Annotated in this window: 16 protein-coding genes; all 16 read right to left on the bottom strand. The window is 37.7% G+C overall.

Translation table 11 applies throughout. From position 1 onward, the window contains the following. Nucleotides 1–343: 343 nt before the first annotated feature. Nucleotides 344–1,732, bottom strand: coding sequence for an APC family permease (locus EAF07_RS05395; protein ID WP_121835409.1), 1,389 nt, complete (start codon nt 1,730–1,732; stop codon nt 344–346). 1,372 nt (nt 1,733–3,104) lie between these two features. After that, on the bottom strand, nt 3,105–5,063 hold the full coding sequence (ftsH, locus tag EAF07_RS05390; RefSeq protein WP_121835407.1) for an ATP-dependent zinc metalloprotease FtsH: 1,959 nt from the start codon (nt 5,061–5,063) through the stop codon (nt 3,105–3,107). Nucleotides 5,064–5,073: 10 nt separating this feature from the next. After that, a complete protein-coding gene (hpt, locus tag EAF07_RS05385) occupies nt 5,074–5,616 on the bottom strand; it encodes a hypoxanthine phosphoribosyltransferase (protein WP_121835405.1) in 543 nt (180 codons plus the stop codon). An 11-nt stretch (nt 5,617–5,627) separates the two neighbouring features. Beyond that, the gene (tilS, locus tag EAF07_RS05380; RefSeq protein ID WP_121835403.1) at nt 5,628–6,884 is read right to left on the bottom strand and encodes a tRNA lysidine(34) synthetase TilS; all 1,257 of its coding nucleotides are present in this window, start codon (nt 6,882–6,884) and stop codon (nt 5,628–5,630) included. Next, complete coding sequence (locus EAF07_RS05375) at nt 6,881–8,164, bottom strand: serine hydrolase (RefSeq protein WP_121835401.1); 1,284 nt, start codon at nt 8,162–8,164, stop codon at nt 6,881–6,883. Before EAF07_RS05375 ends, tilS begins: the two co-directional genes overlap by 4 nt. Nucleotides 8,165–8,656: 492 nt before the next feature. Then, nucleotides 8,657–8,803, bottom strand: a complete 147-nt coding sequence (locus EAF07_RS05370; protein ID WP_121835399.1) for an SP_0009 family protein — start codon at nt 8,801–8,803, stop codon at nt 8,657–8,659. Continuing rightward, nucleotides 8,803–9,177: an FtsB family cell division protein gene (locus EAF07_RS05365; protein WP_121835397.1), complete on the bottom strand. Its 375-nt coding sequence runs from the start codon at nt 9,175–9,177 to the stop codon at nt 8,803–8,805. The genes EAF07_RS05370 and EAF07_RS05365 overlap by 1 nt, the downstream gene beginning before the upstream one ends. Further along, entirely contained in the window at nt 9,170–9,436 is a 267-nt protein-coding gene (locus tag EAF07_RS05360) for an RNA-binding S4 domain-containing protein (RefSeq protein ID WP_121835395.1), read from the bottom strand. Before EAF07_RS05360 ends, EAF07_RS05365 begins: the two co-directional genes overlap by 8 nt. Nucleotides 9,437–9,591: 155 nt before the next feature. After that, nucleotides 9,592–10,347: a trypsin-like serine peptidase gene (locus EAF07_RS05355; RefSeq protein WP_245962695.1), complete on the bottom strand. Its 756-nt coding sequence runs from the start codon at nt 10,345–10,347 to the stop codon at nt 9,592–9,594. A 345-nt stretch (nt 10,348–10,692) separates the two neighbouring features. Further along, entirely contained in the window at nt 10,693–11,247 is a 555-nt protein-coding gene (locus EAF07_RS05350; protein WP_121835393.1) for a helix-turn-helix domain-containing protein, read from the bottom strand. Between the two features lie 117 nt (nt 11,248–11,364). Beyond that, entirely contained in the window at nt 11,365–14,877 is a 3,513-nt protein-coding gene (gene mfd / locus EAF07_RS05345; RefSeq protein WP_121835391.1) for a transcription-repair coupling factor, read from the bottom strand. Further along, on the bottom strand, nt 14,870–15,439 hold the full coding sequence (gene pth, locus EAF07_RS05340; protein ID WP_121835389.1) for an aminoacyl-tRNA hydrolase: 570 nt from the start codon (nt 15,437–15,439) through the stop codon (nt 14,870–14,872). The genes mfd and pth overlap by 8 nt, the downstream gene beginning before the upstream one ends. A gap of 72 nt (nt 15,440–15,511) precedes the next feature. Continuing rightward, nucleotides 15,512–16,627, bottom strand: coding sequence for a redox-regulated ATPase YchF (ychF, locus tag EAF07_RS05335; protein ID WP_121835387.1), 1,116 nt, complete (start codon nt 16,625–16,627; stop codon nt 15,512–15,514). An 84-nt stretch (nt 16,628–16,711) separates the two neighbouring features. Next, nucleotides 16,712–17,116 carry a helix-turn-helix domain-containing protein gene (locus EAF07_RS05330; protein WP_121835415.1) on the bottom strand — a complete coding sequence of 135 codons (405 nt, stop codon included), beginning with the start codon at nt 17,114–17,116 and terminating at the stop codon, nt 16,712–16,714. A gap of 120 nt (nt 17,117–17,236) precedes the next feature. Beyond that, a complete protein-coding gene (locus EAF07_RS05325; protein WP_121835385.1) occupies nt 17,237–17,434 on the bottom strand; it encodes a DUF951 domain-containing protein in 198 nt (65 codons plus the stop codon). A gap of 143 nt (nt 17,435–17,577) precedes the next feature. After that, on the bottom strand, nt 17,578–18,714 hold the full coding sequence (gene dnaN, locus EAF07_RS05320) for a DNA polymerase III subunit beta (RefSeq protein WP_121835383.1): 1,137 nt from the start codon (nt 18,712–18,714) through the stop codon (nt 17,578–17,580). Between the last annotated feature and the right edge of the window lie 128 nt (nt 18,715–18,842).

Genomic DNA, 18,842 nt, shown 5'->3' with positions numbered 1-18,842 from the left:
CAAACTCTCATTAAAAGTTTGAGTTCTTAACTCACTGTTTTGTCATCGCTGACTTATTGTTTTTCTTGACAGGTTATTTTCATAACCCGCACTTGCTTCGTCTTGTTCAGTTTTCAATGGACTTCTCCTAAGAGACAACTTCTATATTCTAGCAAATCTTTAATAACTTGTCAACTACTTTTTTAAAGTTTTTTCAAGTCATCTTTGCCAGCGTCCCTCGCGAGACAACTCATATATCTTACCAAATATTTCCATGACTTGTCAACTACTTTTTCTTTGAATTTTCATATTTTCAAAAAATTTCAGGAAAATGATGCCTTGATCATTTTCCTGAAAATCCACTTTATGCTTCGTTTGAATGATTATAGCCATAGATAACATAAATGAGTATTCCAATTAATGTCGCAATAGCAAATGCATACCATGTAATTGTTTGATATTGACTCATCAATGATAAGCAAATAATGATTGCTAAAATTGGCAGAAATGGTACTAATGGTGTTTTAAACTCTGACTGACTCGGTAGACCTTTTTCTTTACGTAATTTGATGAGTGCAATGGACATAATAATCAAATAAGCTAATGTGCAAATACTTAAAAATTCGGCTATCGTTGTCAATGGAAAAATTCCAGCACAAATCATTGATAAAACACCCACTGCAATCGTTGCATTTCTAGGAACTTTATGTTTTTCAGTTATTTGGCTTAAACCTTTCGGCAAGAGACCGTCTCGACTAATCGTATAAACTGTACGCGCAAGAGCATAAGTCATTGAAATACAAACAGTGATAAGGGTCAAAATAGCAACTACAGACACGTAGTTTCCAGCCCAATCTAGACCTATGCGACGAAGAGCAAATGCAACTGCATCATCAACATTTAGTTCTTTATAATTTACCATTCCTGTTAGGATTAGCGTTACGATGATATAGAGTATTGTAACGATGCTAAGGGAGAAAATAATTCCTTTTGGAATATTTTTTTGAGGCTCTTTGACTTCATCGACCGCCATTGAGATAGATTCGAAACCTAAAAAGGCATAGAACATGATTGAAGCACCCGCCATAATTCCTGTTTGTCCTCCGTAGATTTCTCCAAAACCATACGGTGCAAAATCTGACCAGTTTCCTTTATTGATGAAAAATATCCCTACTCCAATGAAAATAGCTAGTGCTGAAAATTTGAATAATACGAGAGCGCTATTAAATCTCAGTGCAGATTTTGAATTCATCAAAACCAATCCGGTTACTGCTAGGACAACTAGAATAGGAAGTAAATCAACATACTGTCCTTTTTCAGGGGCGAATGTTCCATTAATCGCAGTTGGTAATACGATACCGTGATTTGAAAGGATACCTTTGAAATAACCAGCCCATCCAACGGCAACGCTAGAAACAGCTGTCATAAATTCCATGATAATATACCAACTAACAATCCATGCTGGAAATTCTCCAAGTGTTTCATAGACGTAATTATAAGCTCCGCCATTTCCTGGAAGACGTGAAGCAAATTCGGCATAGAACAAGGCAATAATCCCAACTGCAATAGCTGAAATGACAATCGAAATAATTAAGGCTGGACCTGCATAGATGGCAGCACCTTTACCTGTTATCGTAAAAATACCAGTTCCCACCATAGAGCCTAAACCAAGAAAAATTAAATCTATCACACCTAGATGGCGTTTCATAGAACTTTTACGATGATGATTTTCTTTTTTTCTGAAAATATTCATAAAAACCTCCTATTCTTTTTATCTTAATGAAAAATGCATTTACATAAAGGTAGTAACCTTCTTAGTCTATCATAAATATAATCTTTATGACAAGTGAAATGAGAGTAAGTTCACGCCGTACGCATGAAGAAAATGCATGTAACCATTTTCTAGCTACATGCATTTTTTCAAAATATTTTCACGACATTTACACACATACATCGATTCAGCCTCTTTTTCGTCTATATTATAACAAAATTTCATGGTTAAAAATATATCTTTTTATGAAAAATCGTTATCTGAAAGCGATATTTTCTTCATGCGTTTGTCGTGGAGTAAGTTGAAACAATCTGATCTAATGATTAATTTTACTCTCATGTTCATACATTTCAAAAAAGCTAAAAGAAATTCTATAACGCTTTATCACATTTGTATAAAGTATCGATACTAACACTACATAGTCAATCGTCACTTTCAACTTGCTGCACTCAAGTACTGTCTACGTCTCAGCTTCTTGTCCTATACTTAACCAAATTCAAAAATTACTTTTTGTTTCTTTCTTAAAAGTGCGGACGCTCCAAAGGTCTGGGAGACCTTTGGAGGTGGGAAATAAGACGAACAGAGTTCGTCACAGTCGATAAGGTTTGGGGAACCTTTTGAGTTGGGAAATAAAGCTGAAGAATTCAGCGTCAAAACCTCCTACGGAGTTTCATTGCTAGATTTGAACTTATCTCTATCGCAGTAAATGATTGGCTGTACTTGTCGACTACTCGACAGCGTCCACCCTAATCATCCTTGCGGGAACTACTACGAAATTGACTTTCAATTTCTGTAGTTCTCCCAAAAATCCGTTCATATCAAACAAATTCCCCTCGCTTTTTGATTTCTAAGCTCAGGCTGACACTGTCCACTGGACCGTTTCACTAATAAGAATGCCACTATAGCGAAGGAAACATTTTATACTATATAAAAATCAAAATTAGATGGAGACAAAAATATTTTCTTTTCTCTAAAGTCTTCTCATGCGGCTGGCACTCCAACAAAACTGTGGATTTATAGCTTTAGCTACTAGGAGAGTTGAGAATTATCGCTTTCTACTTATACAGCTACAGTGTCCAAGATGACAAAGTAGATATTATGGGAACTGTCCACTGTGGTGAAAGAAACGGTTTACCCCCTTACTTTCACTAACCCATCAAAATAGAGGTTATAAAAATCTAATTTTGATTTTGAATGAGTATTAGCCTCACTTCGTTCGGTGCTCAACCGATAGTATTAGATATTATAAAATTCTATTTTTGATTTTGAATGGTTATTAAAGCTAATCCATTCGACTATAACTATTATTACTGTAAAAAATAAGAGGCTGGAAAGCATTCCAGTCTCTTGATAGTTATTCAGACATTTTTTCTTTGATTTCGTCATATGACAATGCACGAGCTTCTTGTTCTTCACTTTCTTCAGGCATTTTCCCTGTTTCGTAAAGGGATTTAATTTGAGCTGCATCAAGTGTTTCATATTTAAGAAGGGCTTGTGCGATTAAGGCATGGGTATCACGATTTTGATTAATGATGTCTGCTGCTTTGTTACGTGCTTCATTGAGAAGTTCACGTACTTCATCATCAATCATACGTGCTGTTTCTTCTGAGTAAGTTTTCTCTGGTGATAATTGACCGGCCATCATGGCATGACTACCTGCATATTGAACAGGACCAAGTTTTTCACTCATTCCATATTCAGTGACCATCGCACGCGCCATAGCACTTGCTTGTTCAAAGTCATTAGAAGCACCAGTTGTCTGAACATTGAAGATAATTTCTTCAGCAACACGACCACCCATAAGACCAGCTAATTGTTCTTTCATATTTTCTTTTGAAAGGAGCATTTGATCTTCTTTTGGAAGGGAAATCATATAGCCACCTGCACGACCACGAGGAACAATTGTCACTTTATGGACATCACGCGCATCTGATAAGACAAGACCTACAATTGTGTGACCTGCTTCGTGGTAAGCTACAATTTCACGATCGCGTTGAGATACTTGACGATCTTTCTTAGCTGGACCTGCAATCACGCGATCTTCTGCTTCATCAATATCAGAAGCGTCAATTTTCTTCTTGTCACGACGAGCAGCAACAAGGGCAGCTTCATTGAGAACATTTTCAAGATCAGCACCAACAAAACCTGGAGTTTGTTGCGCTACAACTTTCAAATCAACATCGTCTGCCAATGGTTTATTCTTAGCGTGGACACGAAGAATAGCTTCACGACCTTTGACATCTGGTTGACCAACTAAAATCTTACGGTCAAAACGACCTGGACGAAGAAGAGCCGGGTCAAGAACATCAGAACGGTTTGTTGCGGCAATAACAATAATATTTTGATTGCCCTCAAAACCATCCATTTCAATCAGGAGTTGGTTCAGGGTTTGTTCACGTTCATCGTTACCACCGCCCATACCAGCACCACGACGACGACCGACAGCATCGATTTCATCGATGAAAATGATAGCACGCTCTGCTTTTTTAGCATCTTCGAAAAGTGAGCGAACACGGCTCGCACCGACACCGACAAACATCTCTACAAAATCAGAACCTGAAATTGAGAAGAACGGCACACCCGCTTCACCAGCAACTGCTTTTGCAAGAAGGGTTTTACCTGTCCCTGGAGGGCCCTCAAGAAGGACGCCTTTTGGAATACGAGCACCTAGAGCCTTATATTTTTTAGGATTTTTAAGGAAGTCAACAACTTCAACAAGCTCTTGTTTTTCCTCCTCGGCACCGGCAACATCTGTAAATCGAATTTTAATAGAATCCTTACTTGATGTTTTGGCACGGCTACGTCCAAAACTCATTGGATTATTTCCGCCACGACCTTGCCCAGCTCCCATCATGTTAAACATGAAGAAAATCAAAAATCCCATCGGAATCCAAAGTGACAAGGTACTTATCCAAGACCCCATCGAACTTTCTTGTTTTACGGTGATTTCTGTGTCAGCTTTATCTGCAGCAGTTTCTAATTTTTCAAAAGAAATATTACTTGCTAGAAAGGTACTTGTAAAATTGGTTACCTTAGCACTACGATTTCCTAGAAATGGAAAAGAGGTATCTGCTTCAACTTTTTGTGCTTTAGTATAGGTTCCTGAAACGGTTACGATAGCACCACTTGGTTGATAAGTCAGTTCTTTGACTTTACCTTCCTCTAATTGTTTTACTAAGGTTGAATAATTAATTTTTTGACTATCCGCACCCATGTCGCTAAATAAAAATTGAAAACTAAAGATAGCTGTTACTAGCAACAAAATGGTCACAAAAGAGTTGCGCATGAGTCCATTTGGTTTTTTATTGTTCATCTATTCTCTCTTACTTATTATAAATTTCCTCTTTCAAAACACCAACGTATGGCAAATTACGATAATTTTCATTGTAATCCAAGCCAAAACCAACAACAAATTCATTTGGAACATTGTAACAAACATAGTCTGCTTCGATTTCAACAACACGTCCTTCTGGTTTATCAAAAAGGGTAGCAATTTTAACTGACTTTGCCTTGCGATATTTGAACATATCACGAAGATAAAGAAGAGTGCGACCAGTATCAATGATATCTTCAATAAAGATGACATCTCGTCCTTCAATATTCGTGTCAACATCTTTCAAAATCTTGACTTCACCACTAGAACTTGTACCACCATGATAGCTTGAAACGACCATGAAATCCATCTCAACATGCGTGTCAATATGTTTTACCAATTCTGCCATAAATGGTACAGCACCTTTTAAAACACCAACTAGGAGGGGATTTTTACCTGCATAATCTTTTGTCAGTTGAGCGCCTAGCTCCTTACATTTCACGATAATGTCTTCTTCTGAAAAAAGAACTTTTTTAATATCTTGTTCTAACATTTTGTCACCTTTTATAGTTTTTTTATATTTAAAGCAGCTTTCATTGTATCACTTTCAGCAAATTTTCTCAAATAAAGATTATTCGGTGTCTGTACAAAGACAATTTTTCCCTCTTGTTCTCCAACAATAGCTTTCTCTCTCTCTTTTTTAGGGATCTTTTCATCAATAAAAAGCCTGCGCAATTTTTTAGAAAACGTTCCAAAATTAATTTTATCTTGAGGTTGACGCCCTCTAAGAATTAGAGATGACTGACTAAAAAGTGGGATTCCTTCTCCATCTTCTAGAAATGAAAATTGAAAGCCGTTAAAAATTACTATTTCTTGAAATTTTAGCACTTTAGAGGTGAGAGTGCTATCGGTCGTAGGGCTGATTTTTTGAATACAAAAGGTCTCTTTGGCTTTTAGTAATTCGTAACCATTTTTTAAGGGAATTTGATAAGTATTGCTATTTTCTAAAAGGGTCAGTAACTGTGTAAACTGAACTTTAGTGAGTTGTAGTTTTGGAAACTCTTCTAAATAATTTCCCAGTAAAACTTCTTTTAAAGCCTTACTTTGCGACTTGAAAAATCTTAAATCAGTCACGTCAAATCCCTGCGTTAATTCCAAAAGGGCCGTTTGGAAAATCTGATTTTCTCTGGCTAAATCTGCTAAATAGGTTGAAAATTGTGGGTTTTCTTTTTCTAATTGTGGCAGATAGTCATGTCTTACACGATTTCTAAAATAGTTTCGGCTTGTATTTGAAGAGTCTTCAAAATGGAAAACATCTGGAAGTTCAGATTTTTTGAGCGTCAAAAATGGTCTTATGAGTTGACCTGGCCCAAACTCCTGAACAGCTCTGATCCCTGTGAGATGGCGTAATCTACTGCCACGTAAAAGTTTCAACAACATGGTTTCAGCTTGATCATCGGCATGGTGAGCTGTGACTAGTGCTGTATAACCTTCTTCAATCATTACTTTCTTGAAAAAGTCATAACGAAAATCACGCGCGGCTTTTTCCGAAAAAATCCCTGAAAAATCCGCATGATAAAACGGATATCCTTGGTTCTCAGCCAAATGTCGGAGGTAATCTTCTTCAACATCTGACTCAGGACGTTGTTTATGGTTGATGTGGGCTATCCCAAGACTGATTCCTAACTCTTTCTGGTATAAAGACAAAAAGTGCAGTAAATTCATAGAATCTACTCCACCTGATAAGGCTATTAATACTTTGTTATGGTGGTCAAAAAAATGATTTTTGACGACTTCTTGAAAAAGTGTTTGATAGGTCATTTTAAAATTGTGTAAATATCCTTAGCAATCGTTGAAATCTCATCATAGCTAGTATTTTCGGTAAAAATAGATAGTATGAATGGCTCGTCAGTATAAACAATAGCCACATCGTGCCTAAAATCATAGGCATCACCTATTTTATGTGCAACTTGAACATCTATATCTTTGGAAATTCGTTGGTCATCAAAGCGCGTATGAGAGAGATAGTCAATAACATCACCACCCTGTTCATAAATGGCTAACATCACACTCGCTGCTGTTTTTGAAGATACCTCACGTTTTTCCATATCCCATTTTGGAAATTCTGACATTACTTTCTGGTAATCAGCACCATATTGTTTCGTAACATGGTAGGCCAAGATATTAGTTGCTACATTATCGGATTCTTGGGTAACTTTTTTCATGAGTTCTTCAATCGTGTAATCTTTATTGTCTGCCGTTTTACTGATAGAGCCACTTCCTTCTGGATCAAATGCTCCTTTAAATTCGTGGATCTTCGCTTCGTATTTGAGTTTGTCACTTAAAGCAATTTTTCCCTGATCCAATTGACGTTGAGTGTAATATAGTAAAGGAAGTTTGGTTACACTGGCAGAATACATGGTTTTATCTGGATTAATACCAGCGGATAGACCTGTCGAGATTTGTTCGACATAGATTGATAGATTTGCCTTATTGTATTTGCGCTCTAGGACTTCTTGAACCTTTTTGATACGGTTATCAGTTTGTGATAAAAAGTCTTCTGAAATCCATCCTTGATTGTCAACATAATAATAATGACCACTTAGAGTTTGAGCTTTTTGGGTCACTTTTACAGCAGTATAAGGCTGTAGTTTGGTAGACATGGCTTTTGCCCCTACATAGTAGGGGGTGTTATAGACAGAAAAACTATTCTCTAGCCAAAATGTCCCCTCAAAATTATCCTCTTCCAGAACAACATCAGAAATAATGAGATTTTGCCTGGCGGGGAGATAGGTGCCATCTGAAAGTTCAAAAACCGGTATCAACTGATTATTTACTAGAAGTTTTTTTATTTTTAAAGGTGTTTCAGCAGGAATAACGTTAGCAAAATCAGTCAAATTAATGTCAGTATAACTTGCGACTTCAACTAAGGTTAGGGGGCGCTTCGGAATGTCCTTATAATCAAGAACTTGATTGGTAAGGGTTTGCGTCAATTGATACTGGATACCATTAGACACTTCTGTGACCACTTGTTCTGTACTGACAATTTTCAGGGGAACAAAAAAGGCAAATGCTAAAAATAAAGCAAATACTTTTTTCATAACCTTCCCCTTTCAATTTATTTTGTCATTAGTTTATACTTATTACTTTTTTGTTTCTTTCTTAAAAGTGCGGACGCTCCAAAGGTCTAGGAGACCTTTGGAGGTGGGAAATGAAGCTGAAGAATTCAGCGTCAAAACCTCCTGCGGAGTTTCATTGCTATTTTTTTGAGCCCCTCTATCGCAGTAGATGATTGGCTGTACTTGTCGACTACTCGACAGCGTCCAACCTAATCATCCTTGCGGGGGAACTACTACGAAATTGATTCTCAATTTCTGTAGTTCTCCCAAAAAGTCCGTTCTTATTAAGAGTAAATTCTTCGCTTTTTGATTTCTAAGCTCAGGCTGAAACTATCCACTGGACAGTTTCACTAATAAGAATACTACTATAGCGAAAGAAACATTTTAGCCTCACTTCGTTCGGTGCTCTATCAATGATATTAGAATTCTAAGATTTTGGACGAGTAGATAAATCTTGGTCGATAACTAATCTGTCTAGCTCCCTTTAATGTTCTTTTTATTAGGCATCTTATCAAATTGCTCTCGCTCAGCTTTCAAGGCTCTATTTTTATCAGCCAATTCTTCTAGTTTTTCTTCAGAATAGGCTAAAAAAGTTTCCACTGTTTTAATTAAATTGTCCATTATTTTGGTAGTAATTCAGGTGTCGAGTAAACGACTTCTCCATCTCGAATGTAATAATATTTTGCCCGTGCATATTTCAGAATAAACTCTTCATTTTTTAACTGCTCTGCCAAAGCTTTCTTTGCTTTCATCTGCTCGGTCAGCTCTTCAACATCTTTTTTGAGCTGCACAACATTTTCTTTTTTCTCTTGTAAGTCAACGTAACTAGACATCAAGTTATAAGTAGGTAGAATGAAAAGAAACACAATTATCACCATGATAAAGCCGATAAAACGGTGACGCTTGCTAATTTCTTCTTCTTCAAAACGAAGACGCTGATTTTCATTCTGAATAAATTCATTGTTCAATTGAACAATACTTTGTTTCTTACGCATCAGCTTCTATCCTTGTTTCACTAATAATCTCGTACATTTTAGCCGCATCTTCTTTTTTAGTGCTATCTTTCATTTCTAAAACACGAACCGTTAATAATTTATTACCAAAACGTACTTCAACTTCATCTCCTGATTTGAGATCTGTGGATGATTTCGCTAAGACACCATTTACTTTGATACGCCCTTTATCAGCTACTTCTTTCGCAACTGTTCGGCGTTTGATAATTCTTGATACCTTTAGGTATTTATCTAATCTCATAAGAATCCTCCTCATACTCACTAACCTTTTTATTTTATCACTTTTTTAGAAAAATAGCAGAGCCAATCTGTTTTGTTACCAAAATGTCATAGAAAAAGGAGCTTCACGCTCCTCTTCATAATTGTATGTCGCATACAGAATAATTTCTTGATTTACTATTTGATTGAAATAGATGTAAAGCCATTTGGACGTAATAAATTATCAGCAATTTCTGTCGTCAAAGGAGTAATAATCAATTGACCGTTCGGTAACGTTCCAGTTGCTACACCAACAATTTCACCATCGACAATAATCGGTGAACCAGATTGTCCTTGCACAGCCGTAATATTTGCTCGTAGTAAACCATCGTTTCTTACTTCTGCAATTGTCCCTGTTTCATAGGCCCATCGCCCACCAACATTTAAACTATTACTGATAATAGTAAACTGTTTCCCTTTTAGTTTAGATAATTGGCTATAGACACCAAAGCGTACCTGACTTGTGTTCAACGCAGTTGTTCTCTGGCTTGGTCTTGTGAGTCTTACTAATCCAATATCGTATGCCATATCACCTTTTCCAAGATAACCTGGCATCGGTTGAAATACCTTATCAGCAGCTCCACTATCAATATCAGAATGGTCTGTTCGAGTATCTAAATTTTTACCATTAGCATATCCAAAAACCCTGTAACTAGGCACCTGACCTGAATCATCTGTTATAGCATGGGCAGCTGTCAACAGATAACCATTTCCAATGTACATAGCCGAGCTACGTCGATTACCATCCACATCAAGTTCTAAGAAATAGGATAATTGATAAGGGTATTGATTCCCTAATGTCGTATTGGCAAGAGGTTTTGTTGCCGCAAAGGCTACTGGACTAAACACCATTAAAGCCAAAGGGGCTAATACTGTAAATAACTTCTTTTTCATCGCTATCTCCTTTTATGCTTAACAAAAATCAAAAATTACTTTTTTGCTTCTTTCTAAAAAGGTGCGGACGCAAGCAACCTCCTACGGAGTTTCATTGCTACTTTTTGAGCCTAGGTCTCAAAAAGTCCGTTCTTATCAAGAGTAAACTCTTGATAAGAATACCACTATGGCGAAAGAAGCTCTGGTAAATCAAGCCATTTATTGGTTCTTGATTTTACTTAAACTGCTAATTTTGATTTTGAATGAGTATTAATTAATAAAGTTCACAATTAAATTGTAAACGTTTCCTATAATATTTGTCAAGAAATTTTCATCTTGCCTGCGAAAAAGGGAAGAAGTAATCTCCTAGTAAAATAATAGTGTTCCGATAAACTGTCCTAAAATGATTAGAAACCAAAGTATAAAAATGATTGTTACTACAAGTTTTCCCTCTCTTAGCCAAGAAAATCTACTTTTTTCTTTATCGCTCATAAAATCTAAAATTTGACTGTAAGTTTGTAACTTATGGTTTTTCATCAGTTGATACAGCTTATACAGGCAATAAAATATGGGCAATAAGGATATAAAATTTAGAATTTGAAAATTCTCTATTTGGTAAAAACGGCCAAGTGGTTGAATAAATGAGTGAGTCAAAATCGATAGTCCAGTGGCTATCAGCCACTTCTTGAACTGCGATTGGTCAACTTGATGTTTCATAATATCAACATCTCCTTTGATTAGCTTATCCAAGGAGACATCGAAAAAGGTAGCTATCAATAAGAGTGAGTTAATGTCTGGATAAGTCTTACCACGTTCCCAGTTAGAAATGGTTTGGCGTGAAACATAAAGTTTCTCTGCCAATTCTTCTTGGGAAAGCTGCTTACTTTTCCGTAAATCAACCAAACGATTGTGTAGTTCCATTTCGATCTCCTTGATAATTTTATTCTAGGACTTTTTAGAAATGTTACCATACAAACCCTTTGTCAGTCTAGCATTTTCCTTGTCAAAAGGCTTTGACACGTTAATTTTATAGGCTTTTTAAGCTTCTTTTTCTTGATTTTTTCGTTCTTTAATGGCGACAAAACCTTCGCCAAATTTAAGGAGTTCTTCAAGAATTTCGTAGTCTTTTTTGCCACGAATATCAAAAATAATTTCCATCTGTCCCTTATCATCACTGATACGAGCTTTTAAATTTGTCTTCGATAGGGCTTCAAAGTAATCTTGTGTTAAAAATAGGGCTTGAGCAACCTTCTCAAATCGAACAATCAACTGATTGTCTTTTCTGTCAACCATATTAACAAAGACAGCATCCATGTAACTTTTGACTAAGCCGATTTCAATAAGATAAGCCACTTGATCTGGATAGTCTCCAAAACGGTCGATAAGGTCTTCTTGTAATTCTTGATAATCCTTGCGATTTTCAATTTCACGAATCCGTTTGTAAATGGCAATCTTTTGACGTTCATCTGAGATGTAATCAGCTGGAAGGTAGGCGTCAATAGCAAGGTTGAGTTCCGCATTGCCTTTACGACGTGCTTGCGATTTGCCCTGCTTCTTAGCAATCGCTTCTTCTAGCATCTGTGAATACAATTCAAAACCAACGGAATCAATGAAACCGCTCTGCGATGCCCCTAAAATATTACCAGCCCCACGAATCGACAAATCTCGCATGGCAATCTTAAACCCAGAACCAAGCTCTGTAAAGCCTTTGATAGCATCAAGACGTTTTTCCGAAACTTCTGTCAAAATCTTATCTGGACGGTACATGAGATAGGCATAGGCAATACGATTACTGCGCCCGACACGCCCTCTTAGCTGATAGAGGGTTGATAGGCCCATGTGATCAGCATTTTCAATGAAAAGCGTATTGACGTTAGAAATATCGACACCTGTCTCGATAATCGTTGTCGCTACCAAAACATCATACTGTCCCTCAATAAAATCAAGTAAGGTATTTTCGAGCTGCACCTCACTCATCTGTCCATGAACAAAACCGATGCTAGCCTCGGGTAATAAATCTTGAAGTTCAGACACTTTTTGCTCAATCGTTTCAACCTTGTTGTAAACGTAAAATACCTGACCCCCACGATCCATTTCACGCATAACAGCTTCACGAATAACTCCAGGATTGGTTTCCATCACATAGGTCTGGACAGGGTAACGGTTGGTTGGTGGGGTTTCAATAACGGATAAATCACGAATGCCCAACATGGACATGTGCAGTGTTCTTGGAATCGGGGTTGCCGTTAGCGTCAAAACATCAACTTTAGTTTTCAGCTCTTTTAATTTTTCTTTGTGTTTTACTCCAAATCGTTGTTCCTCATCAATCACAATCAGCCCCAAATCTGAAAATGCCACATCTTTTGATAAGAGACGATGGGTACCAATTATAATATCCACCTGCCCCTTACTCAATTTCTCAATGGTCTGTGTCTGCTCTTTCTTGCTTTGGAAACGGCTGAGGACACCGACATTGACCGCATAATTCTCAAAGCGTTCCTTGAAATTATTATAATGTTGCTGAGCAAGGACTGTTGTCGGTACCAAAACAGCTACCTGCTTACCATCATTAACCGCTTTGAAGGCTGCCCGCATGGCAACTTCTGTCTTACCGAATCCAACGTCTCCAACCAAAAGACGATCCATTGGTCGGTCACTTTCCATGTCAGTCTTAATTTCTTTGACGGAGCGTAGCTGATCTTCTGTCTCCACATAAGGAAAATCCTCGTCAAACTCCTGTTGATTATCATCATCCGGTGAAAAGGCAAAGCCTTTTAATTGGCTACGTTCGGCATAGAGTTTTAAGAGGTCATCCGCAATATCTTCGACTTGCTTGGTAACCTTCTGCTTGGTTTTCTTAAATCGTCCATCATTAAGTTTATTGATTTGCGGTTCTCTGCCATCTGCCGAAACGTATTTTGAGAGGCTCTCAATCTGCTCGACAGGTAAGGAAATGGTTGAGGCGTCTTGATATTGTATCGTGAGATAGTCTCGGTGGACACCTTTAATTTCAATGGTTTCAATCCCCATGAAACGTCCAATACCATGCACATGGTGAACAACGTAGTCTCCCTTTTCCAGTTCATTGTAATCTTTAAGGCGCTCGGCATTGCTGATGTTGTGACGGCGGATACGACGCTTGATGGTCTTATGGAAAATTTCTTTTTCTGTAATGAGTACCAATTTTTGGTCAGCAAAGTAAAACCCATGTGACAGATGACCTACGACCAGCTGTGCCTGACCAATCGCAATAGCATCTGCAGCCACAATTGGTAAGTCTAGTTGATACTCTCGAAGGGTTTCTTGTAATTTTTCCAGACCAACTTGACTGTCTGCTTGAATCACAATTGTTGCCTTATTTTTGAGGTAACGATTGATTTCATCAACCAGGAGAGGGAATTGATTGAAAAATTCCTGCATGGCATACTGGGTCAAGTTATGCAACTGGTTAAATTTGATATTCCCAAGCCCCTTATGAAAGGTAGAAAAGAAAGTTGCTGGCTGATACTGGCGAATGATCTGATAACTCTCTCCAAAATAAGTTAAATCACTCACAGCCTTTCCTTGGTGAAGTTCCTCTGTCAAGTAATTAGCAACTTCCAAATCAAAACGGGCATTGCGATCAACCAATTTTTGGAAATCATCAATAAAGAGTGGTGTTCCTTTAGGAATATAATCCAACAAGGTATAAGACGTTTCATAGAAATACGAAAGGAATTTGCGAATATCTCGGTGCTTATGCCCATCTGCGGTTACCGAAATCAGCTCGACTAACCAGTCATGGGCAGGATTGTCCTTAGCTGTTTTCTGCAACGCTTTTTCCAGTCGTTTTTGACCACGCGCCAAATCATCTCTTGTTAGAATCACTTCTTCCGCTGGAGACAACCTCACCTCATCTAAGGTTTCCAAAGATTTTTGGGTGTCACTATCAAATAGACGAATCCCGTCAATCTCATCACCGAAAAACTCTAAGCGGTAAGCTTTATCACTCTTACTATCATAGATATCTAAAATATCACCACGGCGGCTAATCTCACCAGGACTCATCACCTGACTAACCTTGGTGTAACCCATCATGAGCAATTGCTTGGTTAAAGCCTCTAAATCGTACTCATCACCGACTGCTAGGCTCAATAGCTGAGCAACATAGTCCATTGGATTTGGCAGTAAAATCCGAGTACCAACCAAGCTAACTAAGAGAACGCCGGACGCCTTATCGTCCACTAGAAAATTGAGAGCCTCAACTCGCGATATAGCTCTTTCCTGAGAAGCCACGATAAATTCTGCAGCAGCAATATCATCTGCAAAGAATTGAAAAACATTTTCCTCGCCAATCAAACCGGTCAAATCAGCCGCTAAGGTCTCTGCCTCATGTTGGGTAGCTGTAACAACAACGAGCTTGCCCCCTTCTTCTGCAAAATAAGAAGCAATAGCTAAAGTCTTGCTACTTCCCGATAATCCCATGACCAGCTGACGTCCCAATAATGACGCCTTATCTCGCCATTCGACAAGCGTTTTATGCTGACCAAATAACTCTACAATATTAGCCATTATACCGCCTCATTGTCCCTTCAAAATCATTTGTTTTCAAATAATACTTCAAAGATTCAACTACCTTATCCAAGGTCATTGTGATTGTGATATAATCATCAGTCTCAAAACGACCAAGAACATGATTGATGACTGTCATTCCCTGTTTTGGACGACCAATACCAATCTTGATACGGTCAAATTCCTGAGTACCCAATTCTGCAATAATGGACTTGATGCCATTATGCCCACCGGCTGAGCCTTTTTGACGGTACCTAATCTTACCAACTTCCATATCCAAATCATCATAAATGACAATGAAGTCTTCGATAGGAATGTTGTAGTAAGCTAGTAACGCTCGCACAGCGATTCCTGAAAGATTCATAAATGTGGTTGGTTTGACTAGATAAACCTTTTCACCATTAATAAAGCTAGAAGCCACTTCTGCTTTAAAGACTTTTTCTTCTGTAAAAGTGACACCTAAAGCCTTAGCCCATAAATCGATTGCCATAAAGCCTACATTATGTTTAGTTTCATGATATTTAGAGCCTGGATTTCCCAGACCTACAATAAGTTTTACCATGTGATTGTTATTAACTCCTCTCATCTAGCAGAAAAAAGCATAAGGCACAGGCCTCATACTTTAATAATATGTTTAAACATTAAAACGGAATTCCATGATGTCACCATCTTGAACAACGTATTCTTTTCCTTCTTCACGAAGACGTCCTGCTTCTTTAACCGCTTTTTCAGAACCATATTGGATAAGGTCGTCATAAGACATGGTTACTGCACGGATAAAGCCACGCTCAAAGTCTGAGTGGATAATTCCAGCTGCTTGTGGTGCCTTGATACCACGTTTGAAGGTCCAAGCGCGGACTTCTTTCTCACCAGCTGTGAAATAGGTTCCAAGACCAAGCAAGTGATAAGCAGCACGTGTTAATTTATCAACACCTGATTCCGTCAATCCAATAGCTTCTAGGAATTCAGCCTTGTCTTCATCATCCAATTCTGAAATCTCTTCTTCTGCACGCGCTGAGATGACAACCACTTCAGCATTTTCTGTTGCCGCAAACTCACGAATTTGTTGCACATAAGAGATATCATCTGGTTCAGCGACTTTATCTTCGTCAACATTTGCTACATAAAGCACTGGTTTAGTGGTCAAAAGGAAGAGTTGCTTGACGATTTTTTGTTCATCATCTGTAAAGTCAATCGTACGCGCTGACTTACCATCTTCAAGAACAGGCTTGATTTTTTGCAAGATGTTAAACTCAGCCACAGAATCCTTATCTTTTTGCGTACGCGCCATTTTTTCCACACGCGCATAGCGTTTGTTAATGCTATCAAGGTCAGCTAAAATCAACTCAAGGTTAATGGTCTCAATATCTGCCAAAGGATCGACAAAGGCATCTTCACGCCCTTGCTCACGCATGACATTTTCATCATCAAAGGCACGAACAACGTGAACAATGGCATCTACTTCACGAATATTAGCCAAGAATTTATTCCCAAGTCCCTCACCTTTTGAAGCCCCTTTGACAATACCTGCAATGTCAGTAAATTCGAAAGTTGTTGGAACGGTTTTTTTAGGGGTGATCAATTCTGTCAATTTCTGTAAACGCTCGTCGGGTACTTCTACCATACCGACGTTTGGGTCAATAGTCGCAAAAGGATAGTTAGCAGCCTCTGCACCTGCCTTTGTAATCGCATTAAATAGGGTTGATTTCCCAACGTTTGGTAAACCAACGATACCTGCTGTTAAAGCCATGTTTTTTGTTTCTCCATTCAAAATTTCAATCACGAGTATTATACCAAAAAATGACAAAAAAAGCTTTCTGAATAGCAAGAGCCACTAAAATAAATCGATTAATATTTTTATCCACATCACAAAGAGTGGCACAAAAAAGATGCCCCACCAGTATTCTGAAATGAGGTCGATAAAAATGGCTAAGCCGTCTCTTTTCTCATACTTTCCAGTTTCAGGATTAATCACGTATTCACGTCCTCTTAGAAGATGTAAATTGTCATCATCATCTTCTTGATTATCAGAACTTCTTTTTTCTCCCTTAACCAGTTCATCCAGACTAACAGTTAAGATTTCAGATAGTTTGACTAAATTTTCCAAATCTGGTGTGGCAGCGCCATTCTCCCATTTTGAAATGGCTTGACGAGAGATAAAGAGTTCTTGTGCTAAATCCTCTTGCGAGATATTCTTTTCCTGCCGCAGTTTTTTGAGCTGTTCTGCAAATAAGGTCATAACCATTACCACCTTTCTCTTTCTAGTCTTATTATAGCTAAACATTAGGGCATTAGACTAGCACTTTTTACCGCAACCAGTTGTTGCGCAACTGCTAAAAAGCTTATAAAATCAATACTTTTACGGTTGCATTACCTTCTTCAAACGTTTGTCAAAATCATGTCGACTCATCATAACAATATGTTCACAATTGGTACATTGAATCTTAATATCTGCTCCAACGCGTGTCACTTGCCATTCATTAGCTTTTTTTCCAGTTGATTTAATCGTACACGCATGCGGCTTCTTCATTTCTACAAGCGATCCTACCTGATACATTGCTACACTCCTTTTCCTTTCTGCCATTATACCAAAAAAAACACCCAGACGTTTACGCTGGATGTTTTCGGAGATATGAAAAAGTTTTAGGATAATTATAGTATAATTCTCTTTCCTTAAACTAATCTTAAAGTAAATCTAACTTAGTTTGTACGTACTGGCGTAATCAATTGAATAAAGTCTTCCGTATCGTCACCAGGAATCAACGTAAATGGACGAACTGGTGAAATAAAGCGAATAACAACCGTCTCACTCTTCAAGACTTTAAGAGCATCAATAAGGTAAGTTGGGTTAAAGCTTATTGTCAAATCATTTCCTGATAAACTGATTGCATCAATTTCCTCATTAACCTTACCAACTTCAGGTGAATTAACATGAGCACTCACCTTGCCATTACTAATTTCTAATTTAACAGTCCCATTTTGACTAGCGTTTGAAATAAGCTGTGCACGCTCCATTGATTGACGAAGAGCAGAAGAATTAAACGTAACCTCCGTTTCAAAAGTATTTGTCAACAAACGGTCTGTGTCTGGGTAATTTCCTTCTAGCAATCGCGTGTAAAATGACGTATGTTCACTTCTGAAAAGAACTTGGCTAGGTGATAAAAATACTTCAACTTGTTCAACATTCTCACCAAATACAGCTGAAAATTCACGTAGAGAACGACTTGGAATTACCACATCAAAATCATCTGTCGCTTTTTCAAGCTCAATCTGACGTTGACTCATACGATGCGAGTCTGTCGCAACAGCTTTAAAAGCATTATGATTTTTTAACGTCATGTGTACCCCTGTTAAAATAGGGCGACTTTCTTGAGTGCTTGCTGCAAAAGCTGTTTGGGAAATAATTTGTTTTAAAATGTGTGTTTCAAATAAGAGCGGATTTGTGGTTGTAACTTCTTGTAAACGAGGGTATTGATCAATATCTTTTCCTTTAAGGGTGATCTCAGATTTCCCACTTCTTAGAACAACTTGATGATGTTCAATTTCTTCAAAATCAAGAGTCACATCTGGTAAACTTGAAACAATATTGATAAAGAAGTTAGCTTCTAATAAGATACCACCTGGTTGTGTAATAAGGAGTCCTGCATTTTCATCTTGAATTGAAATGGTATTTTCAATCGAAATTTGTCCATTTGATCCCGTCAATGTAATCGTTGATTTTGTGATTTCTAATTTTAAGCTTGATAAAATTGGAATAGCATTTTTAGATGAAATGGCTCTTTTAGTTGCGTTTAAGGCTTGTAAAAAATAGGCTTTATTAATTGAAAAATGAATCATGGATTCTCCTTTATTTTATAAGTATTAAATTTAGTAGTAGTAGGTCTTGTGGATAACGTGGAAAAATAGACTTTGGCTACTGTTTATTAGGGGTTATGGCTGTGTATAACTTGTGGAAAACTCTCTTA

The organism is Streptococcus hillyeri (assembly GCF_003686955.1).
GTDB lineage: Bacteria > Bacillota > Bacilli > Lactobacillales > Streptococcaceae > Streptococcus > Streptococcus hillyeri.
Note: the sequence above shows the minus strand (reverse complement) of the source record. Positions and strands in the feature narration are given on the sequence as shown.